The sequence below is a fragment of the Streptomyces sp. NPDC107454 genome, assembly GCF_055582885.1.
On the sequence record NZ_JBVJPA010000009.1, the window covers coordinates 246,702 to 266,943 of the forward strand.

Below are 20,242 nucleotides of genomic sequence, written 5' to 3' on the forward strand. Positions count from 1 at the left end.
GACACCGGCTGAGTAATATGTCCCATTGATACCCATATACGATTCTGGTGTGGAGCCACGGGCATACCAGGCCGACGCCGCCGACACCGGTTCACCGGCTCCGGTGCCGGAGGCGGTCACGAGCGAGCGGGCCCTGACGTTCGTGGGGGCGGCGCTGACGGCCGTCTATCTGCCCGGTGCCGGGAACCAGGAGCTTCGGCTGGTGGAAACGGCCGGATGCGCCCGTTGCGAGTACGGACTGCCGGAGCGTTTGCCACTGACCGCTGATTCACCCGCGGCGCACACCTTTCGCACCGGCCGGCCACTGTGGCTGACACCCGAGGCGCTCGCCTCCTACCCCACGGGCGGGCCCACGCCCCCGCGGCCCCAGACGTCGCTCGCCGCGCTGCCCCTCGGGACGGAGGGCCGGCGGCTGGGCTGCCTCGTCGTCGTGGGGGATTCGGCGGACGGCTTCGAGGCCGAGCAACGGCGCTTCCTGCAGCAGTACGCCGACGCCGTCGGCGCCGTGCTCCGGACAGGCGCCGTGCTCCGGACAGGAACCGGCCGACCGGCTCCGCCGCTACTGACTCCGGCCCTGCGGAGTCTGTGTGTCGGCTCCTTCGTCATCACGCCGGACACCGGCCTGATCGAGGCGGACGAGACGCTGCTCGAGCTCGCCGGCATCACGCCCGACGACTTCGACGGCAAGGCGGACACCCTGCTCGCGCATGCCCTCCCGGAGGACATGCACGCGCTGATGTCGGTCCTGGAGCCCTCCACCCAGACGGTCGGCCGGCGGGAACTGGAGTTCCGTGTCCGCCGACCGACCGGTGAGATGCGCTGGCTGAGCCTGAGCTGCCAGGTGGCGGCCGGCCTCGACGGCCGGCCGGAGCAGGTCCTGGGCGTGGTGACGGCGACCTCGGTCCTGCGGCAGAGCGCCGACGACGTGTCCAGGATCCAGTGGCTGACTGCCGCACTCGACGATGCCGTAACAGTGCGTGACGTCAGCCGGGTGGTGGTCACCGCGCTGGGCGAGCCGCTGGGCGCCGACCGGGTGGCGCTCGCCGAGCTGCAGGACGACCGGCTCGCCGTCACGGTGCTCGATCCGCCCGAGCCCGCCGCCTGGCCGCAGTGGTGGCGTTCCGAGTGGCGTTCGGAGTGGCCCGACGCGCCGGTCGGCGCCCTGCCCACCCTTCAGATGGCTCTGCGGGACGGACGGATGGATCTGTGGCCCGCCGGCGCGGCCCTCGAACCCGGGCTCGCGGGCATCGGCGCCGGAGGTCTGGCCGTCCTGCCGCTCCCCGCCAAGGGCTGGGTCGCCGGCGTGTGCCTGGTCGGCTGGGACCGGCCGCACGAGTTCGTCCCCGAGGAGCGGTTCCTGCTGACCGCCACCGCGGCGCTGGTGGGACAGGCCCTCAAACGTGCGCGCGCACACGACGCCGAACAGGAGCTCGCGACGATGCTGCAGCGCAGTCTCCTGCCCCGGCGCCTGCCCGAGCTGCCCGGCGGGACGGCCGTCGCCCGCTATCTGCCCGCCAGACGGGGCTTGCAGGTGGGCGGTGACTGGTACGACGTCATAGCCCTCTCCGAGGACCGGGTGGCGCTGGTCATCGGCGACGTGCAGGGACACAGCGCCGGAGCCGCGACGATCATGGGCCAGATGCGCACCGCGATCAGGGCGTACGCCGTGGAGGGCCATCCGCCCGACGTGGTCGTCTCGCACGCCAACCGGCTCCTCGTCGGCATGGAGACCGATCTGTTCGCCACCTGCTGCTATGCCGAGCTGGACATGGAGGAGGGCAACGCCCTGTTCGTACGGGCCGGGCACCTCGCACCGCTGGTACGCCATCCCGACGGCAGGACCGAGGAGGTACAGGTCGAGGGCGGACTCCCGCTGGGCATCCTCGCGGACGCGGAGTTCCCCATGACCACCTGCGCGCTGGCCCCCGGCACGGTGATCGTCATGGTCACCGACGGCCTGGTCGAGGCCGTCGACCTTCCCCTGGACGAGGGCATGGACCGGACCCGCAGCGCGCTCGCCGCGGCTGATCCGGCGGATCCGGGAGAAATGGCCGACGAACTGCTCGGCGAACTCGACCCTCGTGAGGACGACGTGGCGCTGTTGCTGCTGCGCTACGACGGCATGAAGACCCGACCGATACGGGCCGGCTGGGCGGTGTGGCGGCTGCCCGACGCCGTCATGCACGCACGCCGTTTCACCGCACGCGCGCTGCGTCGGTGGAAGGTCGAAGAAGTGACCGACGCGGCGTTGCTGGTCGTGTCGGAACTGGTCACCAACGGCCTCGTGCACACTCAGGGCCCGGTCCGCGTCGACCTCATGCTCCGCGGGGACCGGGTGCGGGTCAGCGTGAGCGACTGCTCGCCGCGTACCCCGGCCAAGCCCGTGATCGTGGACTGGGACGCGACCGGCGGCCGAGGTCTGATGCTCGTCGAAGCGATGTCGGAGTCCTTCGGCTCCGTGCCGGTGGCCGGCGGCAAACAGGTGTGGAGCGAGCTTGTCGTGCCGCACTGCAAGCAGCCTCACGCGGACTCGGGGCACCGGACGGAGCGAGGGGGTCTGCCATGAGGACCCGTACACGGCACGTCGTCGCGGTGCTCGTCGCGGGATTCATGACGACGTGCCTGGCCGCCTGCGAAGAAGTGGAAGAGGAGAGGGGCAAGGACGGCTTCACCGTCGGCCTGCTGCTCCCGAGCCGAACCGTCCCCCGCTGGGAGCGTTCCGACAAGCCGTTGATCGAGAAGCGGCTGAAACAACTCTGCCCCCACTGCACCTTGGACTACGCCAACGCCCAGAACGACGCGATGAGGCAGCGGCAACAGATGACCTCCATGATCACCAAAGGGGTCAGGGTCCTCATCCTCGACGCCACCGACACCAGGGCGCTGCGCTCCTCGATCCAGGAGGCGCACGAGGCGGGTGTCCCGGTCGTCGCCTACGACCGGCTCGCCGAAGGCCCGATCTCGGGCTACGTCAGTTTCGACGGCGCGCAGGTCGGCAGGCTCCAGGGCGAGGCGCTCCTGAAGGCCTTGGGTGACAAGGCGAACGGCGCCGACGTCGTGATGATGAACGGCGATCCGAGCAGCCCCAACGCGGACTGGTTCCGCAGAGGCGCACTGTCCGTCGTCTCCGGCAGGGTGAAGATCGGAAGGGCGTACGACACCCAGGGCTGGAGCATGGACAGCGCCCACGCCAATATGTCCGCCGCGATGGCGGCCCTGGGCCCGGACCGGATCGACGGCGTCCTCGCGGCCAACGACACCATCGCCGCGGGGGTCATCGCCGCTCTCAAGAGCGCCGGGGTCAAGGACCTTCCTCCCGTCACCGGCCAGGACGCCGACCTCGACGCCGTGCAGCGCATCGTCAGGGGCGAGCAGTACATGACGGTCTACAAACCCTTCAAGGCAGAGGCCGACGCGGCCGCCGCCATGGCCGTCGCCCTGGGACGCGGCAAGGACCTCGGCGAGATCGCCACGACGACGACCGACAGCCCCACCACCAGACACATACCCTCCGTCTTGCTCACGCCGAGGGCGGTGACGGTGGACAAGATCAAGCCGACGCTCCTCAAGGACGGCATGTACAGGGTCGACGAGATCTGCACCGCCGAGCTCCGGCCCGCCTGCGACCAGGCCGGACTCACCCGCTGAGAGGACGAGTGGCGGGGCGGGCACTCAGCGCACGGGAAAGCCGAAGGAGTACCCCTGCTGCTTCAGCCAGGGCAGGACCTCACGCAGGGCGGCCACGGTCTGGGAGCGGTCCCCGCCGGCGTCGTGGAAGAGGATGGTCGGGCCGTTGGAGACCTCGCTCTTGACGGTGGCGACGATGGCGCCTGTGCCGGGGTGTTCGAAGTCCTTGGAGTCGACGTTCCAGCCGAGCGGTCGCATGCCGTGGGAGGCGGCGAGGTGGCGGCTGTAGGGGGTGAAGGCGCCGCCCGGGGCGCGGTAGTACTCCGGCCGGACGCCTCCGGAGGCCTGGGTGATCATGCGTTCGGCGTCCAGGATCTGCTGGGACTGGTAGGCCTGGGACTTGGTGTCCATGGTCGTGTCGTGCGAGACGGTGTGGTCGCACAGCCGGTGCCCGGCGGCCACCACCGCCTTGACCAGGTCCGGGTGGGCCTGGGCCTGGGTGCCCACCATGCAGAAGGTGGCCTTCACGCCGTTGTCCCGCAGCACCTGGAGGACCTGCGGCGTCCACGTGGGGTCCGGTCCGTCGTCGATGGTGATGTTGACACCGTGGGCCCCGCGGTCCGAGGCATGGGCGATGTCCACCGACACGGGCTTCCCGCCCGGAGCCTTGGACCCGGCGTTCGGCGCGCCGGAGTGCGCCGAGCTGCCGGCCGGCGTGTGCCGCCCCTCGACGGGATTGGCCTGCGCGGTCCACATCGAGGTGGCGGCGGCCGCCGCCGTCACCCCGACCGCCGCCGCGAGAACCCGCCCGTGCCAACCCCGTCCCCCATGCCGCGACATGTCCGCCCCACTCCTCGTCGTCCTTGTGGATCTCGTGCACCCGTGAGGACGGCGATGGACCGCCGGGGGATGCGTCCGTTACCGATCACGGACAATTCCGCGGGGATTTGGAGACAGAGCGGCGGCGCCACGCGGGGAAAGTCCTCCGAACGAGCGGCGGTGAGCACGGTGTTGGTGTCCCCGGCCCCCTGTTCCGGTATGCGGCCCGGGCTACGGCTGACCTCGGTCCGAGCGGGTTCGCTGCTGACCGACTGCCAGCGTGAGTGCCGCCGGCCGCATTCCGGGTGAGCTCGCGGTGAGGGTGGCGCGGCCCGGCTTTTTTGCGGGCCGCAGGATCGCGAGTGCCTGCCCGTGCCAGGTGTGGCGGCGTGGTTGCCGGAAGCTGTCGACGTTGTGCGGATTGCCGTTGCCCACGGCGGCGAGCTCACCCGCGCCGTCGACCCGGAACGTCACCTCGAGCGTCGCGTCAGGGACGAGACGGCCGTGGCTGTCGGTCACTTCGACGAGCACGTGCGCGAGGTCGTCGCGGCTCGTGGTGAGATCCGTGACGTCCGAAACGAGCCGCAACGCGGCCGGAGCGCCCACCGTCCCGAGCGTCGTCCGGCCGATCTCCTCGCCGTCGCGGATGGCGACCGCCGTCAACTCGCCGGGGGCGTACGGCACGGTGAACGTGGCCATGGAACGTTCGGGAGTCGCGGCGCCGCCCGGGACCTCGGCACCGTTGAGCAGCAGCCGCACACTGTCGCCTGGCGTGTAGACATGAACCGTCATCGGGCGGCCGGGCTCGACGTCCCAGGTCCAGCTCGCCAACTCGTCGAAGTAGCCCCACCAGACGGCCACTTGCTCGGTCCTCGGCAGCGTCGGACGCTCCACCAGCATCTCCACGGGGCTGATGCCGGACACGGCCGCCCGCCAGTGGTTCTGCGGTTTACGCCGGCCGATCAGATCGATGTCCCCGCAGTTGCCCTGGAAGTAGGGATACGGGTAGCCGAAGCCGCCCCAGGAGTGGTGCAGCGTCCGGGCGATCGACCATCCAGGCATGACGTCCTGGTCGCCGATGCCCGCGGCCGTGCCCTCGGGGGCCATCGAAGTCTTGCCGATCCCGGACTCTCCGAGATAGTCCCAGGCGGCCCAGACCCAGTTCCCCACGGCCCACGTGTGGTCGTTCACGAACTTCGTGTCCTGGTGGATCGTCGCGGGAAAGCCCTCGCTCTGGGTCATCGCCCGCTCGGGGTGGGCGTCGTGCAGGGGCCCGTAGCCCTTGCCGTTCGCGTTGTAGTGCACGTCGCCCACATCGACGTAACTCCAGGACGGATCGTCCGCGCTGAAGGTCGAGCCGCCGCCCAGGGTGATCGGGCGGGTTCGGTCGAGGGAACGCAGGCGATCCGCGAGCTGCGCGCCCCGCTGCCCGTTCGTCCTGTCGGTGATCTCGTTTCCCAGGGACCAGATCACCACGCTGGGGTGGTTGCGGTCCCGCAGCACCGCGCTGGTCAGGTCCCGCTCCCACCATTCGGCGAAGTACACGGAATAGTCCTGGGGGTTCTTGCCCGTGTCCCACACGTCGAAGAACTCGTCCATTACGAGCATGCCGAGCCGGTCGCAGGCGTCGAGCAGGGCGGGTGTCGGCGGATTGTGGGCGGTGCGCAGCGCGTTGAAGCCGGCCGCCTGGAGGATCTCGACCCGGCGTTCCTCCGAGCGGTCGAGCGCGACGGCCCCCATCGGCCCGTGGTCATGGTGGACACACCCACCGGTGATCTTGAGCGGTTCGCCGTTGAGCAGGAAGCCGACCCGGCCGTTCCACACCAGTGAGCGGATCCCGAACCCGGCGGTGACGGTGTCGACGACCCTGCCGCGCACCAGCACTTCGGCGCGTGCGGTGTAGAGGTTCGGTGAGCCGGGGGACCACAGCGCGGCGCGCTCGATCGGGATGTCGAGCGAAGAGTCGGCCGTGGCGCCCGATCCGACACTCCGTGCGGGCGCGTGTCGCGTGGCCACGACGTGCCCGCGCGCGTCGAGGACCGTGACCCGCACGGACGCCGGGGCGGGCCGTGCGCCGAGGTTGGCGACCGACACCTCCACATGAGCGACCGAGCGGCGCTCGCTCACTTCGGGCGTCGTCACGTGAACGCCCCAGAGAGGGATCCGCACGGGCCCCGTCACGGTCAGCCACGTATGCCGGTAGATCCCCGATCCGGAGTACCAGCGGCTGTTCTGGCCGCTGTTGTCGACCCGGACGGCGAGTACGTTCGCTCCCGTCGGGTTCAGGTGCGGGGTCAGATCGTAGGCGAACGCCGTGTAGCCGTAAGGGTGGAAGCCCAGGTGTACGCCGTTGAGCCAGACGTCCGCCTTCTGGTAGACGCCGTCGAACCGCAGCTCGACCTGTGTTCCGCCCGCGTCGAATCCCGACGTGGAACGGCCGCCGCCGAGCTCCGGCACCCTGAAGTGCTTGCGGTACCAGCCGATGCCGCCCACCGTGTATCCGGTCGAGCCGCCGTTCTGACTGTTCTTCGTGTCGAACGGGCCTGTCACCTGGGGAGGTTCGGGCTCCGACGGGTCGGGTTCCTTGAGTACGAGGAGGGACGGGTCGCTGGTCGCTCCGCCGTCGGTGGAGGTGGCGTACGGGAGGTCCTCGATGCTCCAGTCGTGCGGAAGGTCGAGCGCCCGCCAGGAAGCGTCGTCGAAGGACGGATCCGCGGCGTCGCTCGTGTCGCCGCGGAAGAAGAGCCACTCTTCGTCGAACGACCGCTCCCTGGCCCACCCGACCCGGGCCGGACCGTCCTGGTCGGCCGCTGCGGCCGGCGGGTCCGACTCGAGCGCCGCCGTGCCCACGGCGACCGCGCCCAGTTGCAAGGCCCGACGCCGTGATAAGCCCCCACCCGGGGCGCCGCGCGAGTCCTCGACCACGTCGTCACCGGCCCGCTTCTCCGCGTCGCCGTCGCGCCGCCGTTCCTTCATCGCCATGTCGTCCACCCCACCCAGTGATTCGGCATTTCGAACAGAAGTCAGAATGCTGAACTGTCGCAGACATGACAGAAGTAGAGGGGTGAGGCCGTCGGGTCAAGACGTCCGACGTCACGGGATGATCGTGGGAGCTGGGGCATGCCGGCAGGATGAGGCCATGTCGAGGGAACCGCTGCTGGTGAGAGCCCGTGGGCTTTGGGAGGGCCTGGCCCGGGTGCCGGTGTCGTTCGCGCCGATGGGCGGTGTGAACGTGGTGGTCTCCGCGGAGTCCGGGCTGTGCCCGGTCGGCTGGGTCGGAGTCGTCGCCCTGGGCGGATCGGCGATCGTGACCGTGCCGAGCGAGAGCGCCGCCGTGACCGTTCGCGACGCGGTGGCGGGTCTGCCGGTGGGAGACGTCGCGGATGGCGTTGCGGTCCGGGAGGTGCTGCCCGTGACTCGGGTGCTGGGGCCGGCAGCGCTGTCCTACGTGTCTCCGGAGGCCTTTCGTCCGGTGGAAGCCGGTGCGTCGACCGTGGAGCAACTGCCGGCCGGCCACCCGGACTTGCGGCTGCTGGAGCAGGCGGCAGGTCGTGAGGACGCCGGCGAGGCCGCACTGGACGAGATCACGTCGCCCGTGTTCGTCGTCCGAGAACATGGGCAGGTGGTTGCGGCTGCCGGGTATCGGGCCTGGCCGAGTCGGACCGCGCACGTCGGCGTGCTGACGGCGCCGGGAGCGCGCGGACGCGGGCTGGCGCGGGTGACGGGCTCGGCGACGGTCGCGCACGCCCTCGCTGCCGGACTCCTGCCGCAATGGCGCGCGCGGCCTCCCGCCTCCCGGCGTGTCGCCGCCGTACTGGGTTTCGAGGAACTGGGCTCTCAACTCAGTGTTGAGATCGCCGTTTGAGACCGCCTGAGAGCGGTCGACGGCCGTTCTCGGGACGCCCGTACCGGCGTCGCACCGGCCAGGCCTGGGCGACGACCCGCGCCTACGAGGGTGCGTTGTTCCGGCGCTTTTCCGCCGGTGCCGGGCCGGCCGCAGCGGGCGGTCGGCTCTGCGGCGGGTTGTCCTGAGCGGGACGCGACCCGCCGCGTAGGGCCGAGGCGAGGGCGGAGACCAGCGCCATGCCCGCGGCGACGCTGAAGACGATGGTCAGTCCGTGGTGGAACGGGCCGGAGACCAGTTGCGGGAAGAAGGTGTGGCCGGTCAGGGTGGCGTGCTGGGCCGCCGTGAGGTGGGTGAGGGTTCCGCCGGATCCGAGCAGGTGCTCGATGGGGTTGTTGCCGAGGAACGTGGCGAACAACGTGCTCACCGGGGGCAGCGACGCGGCGTGCTCGGCGGTGCCGGCCGGTACGCCGTGCGCCTGGAGTCCGCTGCTGAGTGCCGCGGGCAGGGATGAGGCCAGTCCGGAGACCATCAGGGAGAAGAACACACCGATGGACAGAGCGGTGCCCGAGTTCTGGAACGTGGAGCGCATGCCCGAGGCGACGCCCCGGTACTCGGGCGGCACGCTGCCCATGATCGAGGACGTGTTCGGCGCGGAGAACATGCCCTGGCCCAGCCCGTTGAGCAGGAGCAACGCCGCGAAGAGCCCGTAGTCGAAGTTGATGGGCAGCGCGAGCAGCCCGAGGAAGGACACCGCGACGACGACCAGTCCGGCCGTGGAGAACATCCGGGCGCCGAACCGGTCCGACAGGTAGCCCGACACAGGACCCGCGATCAGGAAGCCGAGCGTCAGCGGCAGCATGAAGATGCCCGCCCACAGCGGGGTGTCCTCGAACGCGTAGCCGTGCAGGGGCAGCCAGATGCCCTGCAGCCAGATGATGAGCATGAACTGCAGCCCGCCGCGTGCGATCGCGGTCAGCAGCGCCGCCAGGTTGCCCGCGGCGAACGCCCGTATCTTGAACAACGACAGGGTGAACATGGGGTCGGCGACGCGCGACTCGACGTAGCAGAAGAGCAGCAGCAGTACGACGCCGCCGATCAGGCCGCTGAGCACCCACGGATTTCCCCAGCCGGTGGCGTCGGAGCCGTAGGGCTGGATGCCGTAGGTGATCCCGGCCAGCAGGATCCCGGCGCCCGCGGCGAAGGTGATGTTACCCAGCCAGTCGATGCGTCCGGGGCGCCCCGCCGCGGTCTCGCGCAGGCTCAGGTACGACCAGATGGTCCCGGTGATGCTGATCGGCACGCTCACCCAGAACACCGCGCGCCAGTCGACGGCGGCGAGGAGGCCACCGGCGAGCAGGCCGAGGAACTGGCCGGCGAGCGCGGTGATCTGGTTGATGCCGAGCGCCATGCCGCGCTGCCGGGTGGGGAAGGCGTCGGTGAGGATCGCGGCCGAGTTGGCCGTGAGCATGGACCCGCCGAAGGCCTGCACGATGCGCCAGAGAATCAGCCACATCGCGCCGGCGCCGGCCCGGAAGGGGTCGAGGGACAGCGCGACGGAGGCACCGGCGAAGATGAGGAAACCGAGGTTGTAGATCTTGACCCGGCCGTACATGTCGCCGAGTCGGCCGAGGACGACGACGAGTACGGCCGACACCAGGAGATAGCCCAGGATCATCCAGAGCAGATAGCCGATGTTGCCGGGCGCGAGCGGGTCGAGCCCGATCCCGCGGAAGATCGCGGGCAGCGAGATGATCACGATGGAGGCGTCCATCGTGGCGATCAGTACGCCGAGCGTGGTGTTGGACAGGGCGACCCACTTGTAGCCGGGGCCCGCGGGGGCGTCCTTCCGGCGCGTCCAGCGCGCGGTGCGCGCGGTCACAGCCGTTGCGCCAGTCGGTCGAGGAGGGGCAGGGCCGCCGCGAGTGTTCCGCGCTCCTCCGGGGTGAACTCGTCGAGGACGGCCGAGAGCCGGTGTACGGACTCGGAGCGCCGCTCCGCCAGCATGGCTCGTCCCTCCTCGGTGATCGCCACGATGATCCGTCGCCCGTCCGCCGCGTCGGGGCCACGACCGACGAGACCGCGCTGTTCGAGTACGGCGAGCGTGCTGGCCATCGCCTGTGGCCGTACGCGTTCCAGGTCGGCGAGGGATCCCGGGGAGTTGGGGCCGTCGGCGGCGAGCCGCGCGAGCACCGAGACACCGGAGAGTGACACGTCCCCCACGGCGTGGGCCTGGCGCAGTCGCCGGGTCGTGCGGCCCACGGCGAGGCGAAGGTCCGTGGCGAGCCGGACGGTGTCGCTCGGTCCGTGGGTGTGATCGGTACCTGCTTCTCTCTCCACCTGCACAAGTACTAACAATAGGTTTATCAGTCTGGGCTGGCCAATCAAAAGTGGGTAATGATCGGGCGGGCGATCCCGGGTGACGGCAGGTGATCCCCGACGGCGGCACTCCGCTTCCCGCGTGCCCGCACTGCCGCGGCGCACCCTCTGTCGCATCGGAATGATTGAACGTACTCTGACAAGTCATAGAACTTCGGGCGTGATTGACCGGGGGAGCCGTCATGTCCTGGGACAACAACGGCCCGCGCGCCGGATTCGTCGTACCGCCGATGCCGAGCGCACCGCCGCCCGCTCCGGCTGACGGGCTGCGAGCGACCGCGGTGGCCCTGCTGAACCTGTGCGGACTGGGCCTGGGTTACGCGCTGGTGCGCCGTCGGGGACTCATGACGCTGTGCTGGGTCGCGACCGCGCTGCTGCTCTTGGCGGCCCTCCCCGCGGACCCGGACGGCGTGCCGGGCGCAGCCGTCGTCGCCTACCTGGTCTCCCTCGGTCTCGCGGCGGTTCATGGCGCGGTCGTGGGGCTGCGGACCCGTCTGGTGTGGCCGCCGCGCGCCTGGCTAGCGATCGCGCTCGGGATCGTCCTTCTGGCCGTGCCGACCGGTGGCGTCGTCCTGTACGACGGCGCGCGCGACGACGCCACCGAGGCGATGCTCATGGACCGGCTGGAGCGGGCGGACAAGCTCGTGCAGACCGCCGGCAAGCAGCCGTTCGCGACGGCGGAGGCCGATTACCGCCGGGCCCTGGCGGTCTATCAAGGCCTGCGCGGCGACCATCCCGGCTCCCGAGCGGCCGCCCGGGTCCCCGACCGGCTCAAGACCTACTACGCCACAGTCGGTGCGCCCTACGACCAGAAGAACTACTGCGACGCCATAGCGCCCCTGAAGTACCTGCGCACCGTGCCGAGGACCATGGGCAAGCAGGCACTCGGAGCACTGTCCACCTGGCCCGACGATCGGCTGGCGACCTCGCTCTACGAGTGCGCGTCGCAGTCGCTGAGCGGTGGCGAGACGGACTGGCCCACGCACTTCAGCGATCTCCTGACGACGTTCCCGCGGTCCGCGTCGGCCGCGAAGGTGGAGCCGACCGTCAAAACGGCGGTCGACAAGGCCGTAACACAGGTGGCCGGCGGCGATCCCTGCACGGCCGTCCAGCACCTCAACAGCCTGGGCACCCAGGTCCGTGCGCTGCCCGGAGAAGAGGCGGGTGTGGCCGCGGACCTCGGCCAGGACGCCGACCGGGCCGACAGGACCGCGGACTCGGGTACGTACGCCTGCGGAGTGGACCAGTACAAGGACGGGCGCTTCGACGAGGCCGTCACCACGATGAACGACTTCGTCAAGCACCATCCGCACCACACGAACCGAGCCCGCGCCCAGAAGATCGCCATCGCGGCGGAAATCGCGCAGACGGTGCCCGCCGCGGGCAAGAGACTGCCCACGACGGCATCCGGCGGCAGTATCTCCGTCACCGTCAAGAACGACAGTCCCGACGACATCACCGTGATGTACACGGGGCCGGTGACGGGAAGCTTCCCTCTCAAAGCCTGCGGGAGCTGCACGTCCTACTCCCTCGCCCGCACGCTGGTGCGAGGCTTCACACCGTGCAACGACAGCGGGAAGAACTATCCGCAACGGACCATCCGACTGCCCGCGGGCACCACGTACTTCGTGCACAAGGCCCGGAGCGGAACCGGGAAGTCCCCGGCCTCGGACACGGCCAAGCTGAGGAACGGCTACATCTACACCGAGTGCGCCTACACGACGAGCTTCGGCTACTGAGGCCCCGGCGTGTGGGAGGGTCGTGTCCCCGGCTGATCGCGACGCTGTCGTCCGGTGCGCCGGGAACCCGCGGTCGCGGTCGTCCACGGCCGACTCGGAGACCGACCGCAAGGAGAGGGGCATCGTGGCGGACGAGCAGAGCGAGGTGCCGGACAGCAGCGCGGTGCGCGTCGCCCTCTGGCGGGCGATGCACGTGCGGGTCGACTCGCCGCCCCACGTGATCGAGGACGAGATCGGGCTGCGACTGGCGGCACCCGAGGAGGGATGGCGGCTCCGCCCGGACATGGACCCGCGGGGCACCAGCGGGTTCCGGGCGGCCATCGTGGCCCGAGCCCGTTTCATCGAGGACCTGGTGGCCGAACAGGTCGGCCACGGCGTCGCCCAGTACGTCGTGCTGGGCGCCGGTCTGGACACCTTCGCCCAGCGCAGGCCAGAGATCGCAGCCCGTCTGCGGGTGTTCGAGATCGACCAGCCGGGCACCCAGGCCTGGAAGCGCCGACGCCTGATCGAACTCGGCTACGGGATCCCCGACTGGCTGCGACTCGTGCCGGTCGACTTCGAAGCGGGTGCGGACTGGTGGGAGCAACTGTCCGGCGCCGGCTTCGATCCCGGCCGGGCGACGGTCGTCGCCTGCACCGGCGTGAGCATGTACCTCACCAAAGACGCCATCGCGGCGACCCTGCGGCGGCTCGCCCTGCTCGCCCCGGGCTCGACGCTCGCCATGACCTTCATGCTGCCGGCCGAACTCGTCGATGACGCCGACCGCCCCGCACTCGAGGCGACCAAGCCACAGGCGCAAGCGGCCGGAACGCCGTTCATCAGCTTCTACGCCCCGCAGGAGATGGTGGCGCTGGCCCGAGACGCCGGCTTCAAGGGCGTCCACCACGTGCCGGGAACCGTCTTCGCCGAACGCTACTTCGCCGATCGGACCGACGGCCTTCGCCCGTCGAGCGGAGAAGATCTGTTGTTGGCCACTACCTGACGGGTGGTCGCATGGCCGGTGACGTGAGGTTCGAGCCCGATCTCTACCGCGGTACGGCCGGATACTACGACCGGTTCCGGCTTCCCTACCCCGACGCGATGATCGCCGATCTCGTACGCCGGACAGCCCCCTCGGGGCGCGGGCGCCTGCTCGACCTGGCATGCGGCACCGGCCAACTCGCCTTCCCGCTGCGCGACTCGTTCGCGGACGTGTGGTGCGTGGACGCCGAACCCGGCATGACGGAAGTGGTCCGCGCCAAGGCGATCACCGTCGGCGCCGAGGATCTGCCCGCCGGGCCGGACAGCTTCGAGTCGATCGTCATCGGCAATGCCTTCCACCGGCTGCGCCGCGCTGCGGTCGCGGGACTCGCCCACACCTGGCTCAGGCCGGGTGGCTGCCTCGTACTGTGCTGGTCGACCTCCCCCTGGGCGGGCTCCCAGGACTGGCAGCGGGCGCTCTCCGGCGTGCTGCGCACATGGCAGAACGCCCTCGGCGCGGCCGGACGCGTTCCGCAGGGCTGGGATCAGCCGAGGCGGCGGGACCCTGACCACGAGGTGTTGTCCCGTGCGGGGTTCGAGCCCGTCGGACGCCACGAGTTCCCGGTCGAGCACCACTGGACGATCCGTGAACTCGCCGGGCACATCCGGTCGACGTCGTTCCTGCCGCCGGTGCTCGCGGACCACGCCGCCGCCTTCGACGCCGACCTCACCGCCGAACTCAGCCGCCACACGGCCGACGACCGCCTCACCGAGACGGTCGGCTTCGCCTACGAACTGGCCCACAAGCCGGCACGGGCGTGAAAGCCGACCGGGGAGCAGAGCCCACCTGGTGTACACGAGCGCGTCATGATGGCCTACCGTCCTTCGGCCGGTTCGGCGGACCACCGGTTCACCGAAGGAGGCTCCGTGCCGACCACACCGCAGACCGTGCCCCTGCCCGAGCGTGCCAGTCTGGAACAGCTCAAGAAGCGGGCGAAGGACTTGCAGCGGGCCGTGCGCTCCCAGCAGCCCACCGCCTTGGCACTCGTCGCGCGGCACGCGCCCGAGAGCCGGAATCCGCTGGCCGAATTCAGCCTCGACACCGCGCAGTTGGTGATCGCCCGCCTTCATGGATTCCCGAGTTGGCCGCGCCTGCGGCAGCACCTCGCCGCGCATTCCGGAGCGCCCCGTGACCAGCCACGCTCCGGCATTCGTAGGGTGGAGGACTTCTACCGTCTGCGGACCGGGTGGGCCTCCGCGGCTGACGTACGCCGCTGCGACGCGGCCGCGACGCGTGCGCATCCCGATCCGGCCGACTGGCAGCCGTTGCTCACCGCGCGCCGCAACGGCATCAGGGTGATCGCATTCGGCTCGCCGGACGGAGTGGTGTTCGCGGAACTCACTCCGAAGCGGGTCACCTTGTCCCAGCCCGCCGTGGGCGCGTCGCCCGGCGAAGGAGCCTCGGCGACGTTCCACACCGAGTTCGGCACCATCGCGGGTGTTGTCGCACCCGAGGTCGGCAGCCTGGTCGTGGAACGGCCCGCGGACCGGCGCCCGCTGGGATGGACGGTGGTCGCCGACGGTGTGTTCGTGGCTCCCAACGCGTTCCTCGTCGACTCCACGGGCCTCGTTCTGCGGACCAACGGCAGCCCGAAGGGCGAGATCGTGCCCGTCGCGGCACTGCCGGCGCGCGCGACCGCCGTCGAGGACCGGCCCGCACCGGCCGTCGAGGACCCCGTGCTCGCCACCGACGATCTGACCGCGGTTCTCGCGGCGGCCGACGCACCTCCGATCGTCGATCCGGAGCAGTGGCGACCCGGTGCTCACGCCGACCTCACACCGCACGAACGAGTCCGGCTCGGCCGCTACGGCAAGCTGCTCGTCTGGCACACCACCGGTGACCGGGCGAGCGCCGAGGACCCGTTCGTGTTCGACTTCACTCCTCAACAGGGCCCGGTTCGGGACTTCGCCGTGGTCGGCAACAACATCGCGGCCACCCGGATGTACTACGACTTCACGGACGGCGCCAGCGGCACCATCGCCGTGGTGGGCCTGGTGGAAGACGCCCACATCGCCTCGGTCGTCCTGCGTCGCGACGGCATGCCCGACCTGGCGGCCCACATCACCGGAGGGACGTTCCTCATCGCCGGGCCCGAGCTCACCGACCTGCCGGAGCGCGGCCCCGTCACGGCCGTGCTGGTCGCCCGGGACCGCTCCGGAAACGTCCGCGAAGAGCTTCCCTACCAGGAGCAGGACTGACGCAACCGTGCGGGAAGGACGTGGACGAGTACGCGCAGACGCGGCGCGTGGACGTCGTAGAGGGGGCGTGACGGAGCACTCGGGCGGCGTGCCATTATTTCCCGCCACGCCCCTTTTGCCTTCTATATCCGCTCGCCTAGCGTGGTGCCGCACGACCACCGCCGGGTCCGGACCGCGACGCGGGGGCGGTCGGCATGAACAGGGGGTGGGGACGATCAACAGCGCAATGGCACGCCCACGGGGTCGGGGTCGGCGCTCTCGGGCGCGCGGGGTTCTGGGATTCGTCGCGGCCGTCTGCGCGGTGCTCATGCTGAGCACGGCGCCGGCACAGGCCGCGCAACACCAGGACGCCAACGAGTACGCGATATGGAACTTCCACGGCGCCAAGGGGTTCTGGAACATCGACCAGCGGGTGCAGATCACCCAGAAGGCGAACCATTCGTACTGGGCCATGATGTGGGACTTCACGGCCACACCGGGCAACGGCGGGTACATGGGCCTGCAGACCGACGGGACGCGCTTCAATCACACGACGGGTGAGACGGCGATCTTCTCGCTGTGGAACGCCAACGCCGGCAGGGGGAGCTGCGGGGCGTTCGGCGGCGAGGGGGCGGGGCTCAGTTGCCGGCTCGCCTATCCCATCGACCGGCAGGCCGACTACCGGCTCCGGGTGTGGCGCCTGAACGCGGACGCGGGAGGGCAGTGGTGGGGCGCGTGGATCCAGAACATGAAGACAGGCGTCGACACCGCCATCGGAAGTCTCCGGGTGCCGCGCGACCAGACGCTGCTCGGCGTCCCGTCCAACTTCAGCGAGTACTTCGGCACCGCCGTCGCCTGCGACAAGGTGCCCCGGTCGGTCGCCTACTTCACCCAGCCCGCGGCGAACGCACAGGGCAACGGCACCTACCGATACGGCTCCACGTATGAACGGTCGACCCGTGGCCGGTGCACGGGCGGCAACGTGCAGCTGGTCGACCTCGGGTGGACGAAGGCCGCCAAGGTGACGCTCGGCGGACGGTGACATCACGGTGGGGCGCCGCCCCACCGTGGCCCGTCGCGAACCGGGTGGAGCAGCTGGTGGCCCCGCGCCTGGTGCGTGGGCACGGGGCCATGCGGTGGAGTGGAGCTACAGGGCGGTCGCGGCGCCCTGAAGGTTCTTGGCGGCCAGTGCCAGTCCCTCGGTCTGGGAGTAGGCGGCGTCCTCGTGTTCTATGTTCACGGCCATGTCCGGGTCGATCTCGGCGAGAGCGCGCAGGAACTCGGTCCAGTAGGCGACGTCGTGTCCGACGCCGACGGCGACGAACTTCCACGCCGGGTTCTCGGGCCAGGCGTTGCACCAGAACCCGTAACCGGTGGGCACCTTGCCCGGCGCGTCGGCGGGTACACGGGTGAACGAGGTGTCCAGCACGCCACGGATGTCGGCGCCGGGGCAGAGCGTCGCGTCCTTGGCCGCGGCGTGGAACACCAGCGGACCCAGCCACTTGATGCAGGCGACGACGTCCATGCCCTGCCACATCAGGTGTGAGGGGTCCATCTCCGCGCCCACGTTCATCGCGCCGGTCTCGTCGACGAGCCGCTTCAGGGTGACCGGGGAGAACACCAGGTTGTGCGGATGCATCTCGATGGCGACCCGGACGTCGTTCTCCCGGGCCAGCGCGTCGATCTCCTTCCAGAACTCGACAGCCACGCCCCACTGGTAGTCCAGGACGTCCATGTAGACGCCGTCCCAGGGGTTGACGACCCAGGACGGGTACTTCGCGTCGGGGTCGGAGCCCGGTGTGCCGGACATGGTCACCACGTGCCTCACACCGAGCAGGCCGGCGAGGCGGATGGTGCGGCGCAGGTCGTCGGCGTGCTTCGGGCCGACGCCGGGGAGCGGGTTGAGCGGGTTGCCGTTGCAGTTGAGGCCGGTCAGCTCCATCCCACGGTTGGCGAAGGTCGCCAGGTACTCCTCGCGCGCGGTGGCCGAGGACAGCAGCAGGTCGACCGGGCAGTGCGGGGACGGAATGAAGCCGCCGGTGTTGACCTCGACGGAGGTCAGGCCGTTCTCCTTGAGGATGTCGAGTGCCTCCGTGAGGGGCCGGTCGTGCAGACAGGCGGTGTAGGCGCCGAGCTTGAGGGCCATGTGTGTGCTCCTTGGACGCGAGTGGGGGTCAGGCGGTCAGGCGGCGGGCGGAACCGTGACGGCGGCGCCACCGCCGAGGGAGGACTCGACGACGGCCCGGATGATCTCCATGGTCCGCAGTGCGTCGGCGAAGGTGGCGCAGGCCGGCAGCGGCTCGGCGACGCCCGCGACCTGGTCGAGGAAGGCCCGGGCCTGGTAGGTGAAGTTGTCGGCGTTGCTGGCGCCCACACCCGGCGCCTCCATCGGGACCCCGCCCGCGAAGTACGGCAGCTGCGGGCCGACGATGATCTGGCGCGCGCCTCGGGTACGAGCCTCGGGCTGGGCGTCGTCGAAGAGGTACTCGGCGGGCCGATGCTGGTCGAACGCGGCGCGGCCACCGACGCCCAGGATGTCGAAGTACAGCCCGTTGGGCAGGCCGAAGCCGGTGCGCGTCACCGAGAAGGTGCCGACGAGACCGGACTCGAAGCGGGCGGTGAAGGACGCGGTGTCCTCGTTCTCGACCTCACCGAACTCGTCCGAGACGGGAGCCGCGTTGTGCCCCACGACCGCGCCCAGCGGCAGGGGCCGCTTGGGGATCTGCGTCGACAGCGAGGCACCGGAGACCGAGGCGATGGGCCCCGCGACGTACTCGGCGGCGTCGATGACGTGCGAGCCGATGTCCCCGAGCGCACCGGAACCGAGGCCGCCCTTGAACCGCCAGCTCAGCGGCCCGTTCGGGTCGGTCGCGTAGTCGCACCAGTAGCGGCCGCTGAACAGGGTCGGGTCACCCAGCTCGCCGCGCCGGACGTGCTCGCGGATCGCGGCGATGGCGGGAGAGCGGCGGAAGGTGTACCCGACGGTGGTCACGACATCGGCGGAGCGCTCCAACTCGGCCATGGCGCGGGCGTCTTCCAACGATCCGGCAAGCGGCTTCTCGCACAGCACGTGCTTGCCCGCGGCGACCAGTGCCTCGGCGATCGGCCGGTGCAGCGCGTTGCCGACGACGATGCTGACGGCGTCGATCGTCGGGTCCTCGGCGACGGCCTCCCAGCTCGGGAGTGCCTTCTCGAAGCCGTAGCGGCGGGCGGCGTCCTCGCCGAGCTCGATGTTGGCATCGGCGATCGCGGCCAGCCGGACCGGCGGCAGACCGGCGCCGAAGACCGTGTTGACGTTGCGGTAGCCGGCGGCGTGGCTGCGCCCTGCCATACCGGCGCCGATGACCGCGACGGAGAGGGGTTTGGCGGACGTGGTCATGGAGGTGCCTCTCTCAAGGAAGGTTCACAAGGAAGGAATGTCAGCCCGCACCCGGGACGTCAGTGCCGGGGCTGTCGTGGTCCGTCAGGACCAGATGGCCAGGTGCTCGTCGATCTTCTTCCGCATGAAGACGGATGACTCCTTGGCGCGTTCTTCCCAGGCGAAGACACAGGCCGTGAGCGTCCCGTCGAAGCCGTTCGCGCGCAGCTCGCGGAAGAGTTCGTCGAAGTCGACCTCGCCCTGGCCGATGTCGAGGTGCTGGTGGATCCGGGCCGACGTGCCGGGCGGGTTGAGGATGTAGCGGTTGCCGGAGGACGCGGTGTGGTCCAGGGCGTCGGCGAGGTGGACGTGGGTGAGCAGGTCGCCGGCGTGCTTGATGATGCCGGGAGCGTCGTTGCCGATGTGGAAGGTGTGCGGGGCGCAGTACAGGAAGCTGACGTTCGGGTGGTTGATGCCGCGGATCAGGTTGATCGCGTCGTGGCCGTTCTCGATGAAGTCGTCGGGGTGCGGCTCCAGGGTGAGGCGGATGCCCTCCCGCTCCAGGAGCGGCAGCAGGTCGTCCATCGACTTCCAGAACTGGGCCTCGCTGCGGTCCGGTTCCTCGGGCCGGCCGTTGAGCTCGGAGATCATGCTGTCCACGCCGAGATCGGCGGTGATCCGGATGGCGCGCTTCCAGTAGCGGACGGCGGCCTGCCGGGCATCCTCGTCCGGGCCCGACCAGCGGAACAGGGGCAGGACGGAGGAGACACCGACGCCCGCCGAGTCCAGCGCCTTGCGGAACTTCCGTACGGTCGCGTCGTCGACGCGCGGGTGCCGGAAGAAGGGGATGAAGTCCTCTCTGGGGGAGAGTTCGATCCATTCGTAGCCCAACTCGGCGACCACGGCGGGCAGTTCGAGGAGCGGAACGTTGCGGATCATGTAGGGGTCGAGGGCGATCTTCACGGGAGTGTGCCTTCCGGTCACGGGGAGACGGTGGAGCGTTGGGGCAGGACGTCTTCGGTCCAGCGGCGGTGCCTGGCGGTGCCCGGAGGCGGGCGGAGGTCGTGGGGCCGCCTCCGGGCACCGGGGTGCCGCCACGTCATGTCCGCCCTGCACCTGGGGCCTTTGCACGCCCGAACGAGATCTCGTTCTTGGCGCGCCGGGCGAGGGCGCGCGTCAGAGGACGCCGGGCGGTCCGGCCGTCGGTCTCCTTGGGGCCAGGGCCAGGGCCGTGGCCGGGGCCGGGGCCGGCGGTGTGGTCACCGCCGGCTCGGCCCG

The 20,242-nt window shown here is 70.4% G+C and carries 15 protein-coding genes; 8 read left to right on the forward strand and 7 right to left on the reverse strand.

Annotated features, from left to right (window positions below):
- The first annotated feature begins 49 nt into the window (after window positions 1-49).
- Entirely contained in the window at window positions 50-2,566 is a 2,517-nt protein-coding gene (locus ACZ69M_RS24485; protein WP_470052829.1) for a SpoIIE family protein phosphatase, read from the forward strand.
- Window positions 2,563-3,648: a sugar ABC transporter substrate-binding protein gene (locus tag ACZ69M_RS24490; RefSeq protein WP_470052831.1), complete on the forward strand. Its 1,086-nt coding sequence runs from the start codon at window positions 2,563-2,565 to the stop codon at window positions 3,646-3,648. Before ACZ69M_RS24485 ends, ACZ69M_RS24490 begins: the two co-directional genes overlap by 4 nt.
- A gap of 24 nt (window positions 3,649-3,672) precedes the next feature.
- Here ACZ69M_RS24490 and ACZ69M_RS24495 read toward each other — a convergent pair whose 3' ends face one another.
- The gene (locus ACZ69M_RS24495; protein WP_470052833.1) at window positions 3,673-4,467 is read right to left on the reverse strand and encodes a polysaccharide deacetylase family protein; all 795 of its coding nucleotides are present in this window, start codon (window positions 4,465-4,467) and stop codon (window positions 3,673-3,675) included.
- A 210-nt stretch (window positions 4,468-4,677) separates the two neighbouring features.
- Window positions 4,678-7,428 (reverse strand): glycoside hydrolase family 2 TIM barrel-domain containing protein, encoded by a 2,751-nt coding sequence (locus ACZ69M_RS24500; RefSeq protein ID WP_470052835.1) that lies wholly within the window; start codon window positions 7,426-7,428, stop codon window positions 4,678-4,680.
- Window positions 7,429-7,585: 157 nt separating this feature from the next.
- Between ACZ69M_RS24500 and ACZ69M_RS24505 the strand changes: the two genes are divergently transcribed.
- Window positions 7,586-8,311: a GNAT family N-acetyltransferase gene (locus ACZ69M_RS24505; RefSeq protein ID WP_470052837.1), complete on the forward strand. Its 726-nt coding sequence runs from the start codon at window positions 7,586-7,588 to the stop codon at window positions 8,309-8,311.
- A gap of 82 nt (window positions 8,312-8,393) precedes the next feature.
- Here ACZ69M_RS24505 and ACZ69M_RS24510 read toward each other — a convergent pair whose 3' ends face one another.
- Both ACZ69M_RS24510 and ACZ69M_RS24515 read right to left on the reverse strand, forming a co-directional pair.
- Window positions 8,394-10,064, reverse strand: a complete 1,671-nt coding sequence (locus ACZ69M_RS24510) for an MFS transporter (protein WP_470053189.1) — start codon at window positions 10,062-10,064, stop codon at window positions 8,394-8,396.
- Window positions 10,065-10,168: 104 nt separating this feature from the next.
- Window positions 10,169-10,630 carry a MarR family winged helix-turn-helix transcriptional regulator gene (locus tag ACZ69M_RS24515; protein WP_470052839.1) on the reverse strand — a complete coding sequence of 154 codons (462 nt, stop codon included), beginning with the start codon at window positions 10,628-10,630 and terminating at the stop codon, window positions 10,169-10,171.
- Between the two features lie 221 nt (window positions 10,631-10,851).
- On the opposite strand from ACZ69M_RS24515, the gene ACZ69M_RS24520 reads away from it, so the two are divergent.
- From ACZ69M_RS24520 to ACZ69M_RS24540, 5 genes are all read left to right on the forward strand, one after another.
- Complete coding sequence (locus ACZ69M_RS24520; RefSeq protein WP_470052841.1) at window positions 10,852-12,408, forward strand: hypothetical protein; 1,557 nt, start codon at window positions 10,852-10,854, stop codon at window positions 12,406-12,408.
- Between the two features lie 124 nt (window positions 12,409-12,532).
- Window positions 12,533-13,390 carry a class I SAM-dependent methyltransferase gene (locus ACZ69M_RS24525; protein WP_470052843.1) on the forward strand — a complete coding sequence of 286 codons (858 nt, stop codon included), beginning with the start codon at window positions 12,533-12,535 and terminating at the stop codon, window positions 13,388-13,390.
- Between the two features lie 11 nt (window positions 13,391-13,401).
- Window positions 13,402-14,190: a class I SAM-dependent methyltransferase gene (locus ACZ69M_RS24530; protein WP_470052845.1), complete on the forward strand. Its 789-nt coding sequence runs from the start codon at window positions 13,402-13,404 to the stop codon at window positions 14,188-14,190.
- Between the two features lie 105 nt (window positions 14,191-14,295).
- Entirely contained in the window at window positions 14,296-15,627 is a 1,332-nt protein-coding gene (locus tag ACZ69M_RS24535) for a hypothetical protein (RefSeq protein ID WP_470052847.1), read from the forward strand.
- A 307-nt stretch (window positions 15,628-15,934) separates the two neighbouring features.
- Window positions 15,935-16,648 carry a DUF3472 domain-containing protein gene (locus tag ACZ69M_RS24540; RefSeq protein WP_470052849.1) on the forward strand — a complete coding sequence of 238 codons (714 nt, stop codon included), beginning with the start codon at window positions 15,935-15,937 and terminating at the stop codon, window positions 16,646-16,648.
- Between the two features lie 105 nt (window positions 16,649-16,753).
- On the opposite strand, the gene ACZ69M_RS24545 is transcribed toward ACZ69M_RS24540, so the two are convergent.
- The 3 genes from ACZ69M_RS24545 to ACZ69M_RS24555 form a co-directional block, all read right to left on the reverse strand.
- On the reverse strand, window positions 16,754-17,752 hold the full coding sequence (locus ACZ69M_RS24545; protein ID WP_470052851.1) for a sugar phosphate isomerase/epimerase family protein: 999 nt from the start codon (window positions 17,750-17,752) through the stop codon (window positions 16,754-16,756).
- A 36-nt stretch (window positions 17,753-17,788) separates the two neighbouring features.
- Window positions 17,789-18,985, reverse strand: coding sequence for a Gfo/Idh/MocA family protein (locus tag ACZ69M_RS24550; protein WP_470052853.1), 1,197 nt, complete (start codon window positions 18,983-18,985; stop codon window positions 17,789-17,791).
- Between the two features lie 84 nt (window positions 18,986-19,069).
- On the reverse strand, window positions 19,070-19,927 hold the full coding sequence (locus ACZ69M_RS24555; protein WP_470053191.1) for a sugar phosphate isomerase/epimerase family protein: 858 nt from the start codon (window positions 19,925-19,927) through the stop codon (window positions 19,070-19,072).
- Between the last annotated feature and the right edge of the window lie 315 nt (window positions 19,928-20,242).

Excerpts from the sequence above, each read along its gene's own strand:
- ACZ69M_RS24545 (WP_470052851.1), bottom strand. The coding sequence starts at position 17,752 with ATGGCCCTCAAGCTCGGCGCCTACACCGCCTGTCTGCACGACCGGCCC.
- ACZ69M_RS24520 (WP_470052841.1), top strand. The coding sequence starts at position 10,852 with ATGTCCTGGGACAACAACGGCCCGCGCGCCGGATTCGTCGTACCGCCG.
- ACZ69M_RS24495 (WP_470052833.1), bottom strand. The coding sequence starts at position 4,467 with ATGTCGCGGCATGGGGGACGGGGTTGGCACGGGCGGGTTCTCGCGGCG.
- ACZ69M_RS24540 (WP_470052849.1), top strand. The coding sequence starts at position 15,935 with ATGCTGAGCACGGCGCCGGCACAGGCCGCGCAACACCAGGACGCCAAC.
- ACZ69M_RS24490 (WP_470052831.1), top strand. The coding sequence starts at position 2,563 with ATGAGGACCCGTACACGGCACGTCGTCGCGGTGCTCGTCGCGGGATTC.
- ACZ69M_RS24510 (WP_470053189.1), bottom strand. The coding sequence starts at position 10,064 with ATGGACGCCTCCATCGTGATCATCTCGCTGCCCGCGATCTTCCGCGGG.
- ACZ69M_RS24550 (WP_470052853.1), bottom strand. The coding sequence starts at position 18,985 with ATGACCACGTCCGCCAAACCCCTCTCCGTCGCGGTCATCGGCGCCGGT.
- ACZ69M_RS24530 (WP_470052845.1), top strand. The coding sequence starts at position 13,402 with ATGGCCGGTGACGTGAGGTTCGAGCCCGATCTCTACCGCGGTACGGCC.
- ACZ69M_RS24505 (WP_470052837.1), top strand. The coding sequence starts at position 7,586 with ATGTCGAGGGAACCGCTGCTGGTGAGAGCCCGTGGGCTTTGGGAGGGC.
- ACZ69M_RS24500 (WP_470052835.1), bottom strand. The coding sequence starts at position 7,428 with ATGGCGATGAAGGAACGGCGGCGCGACGGCGACGCGGAGAAGCGGGCC.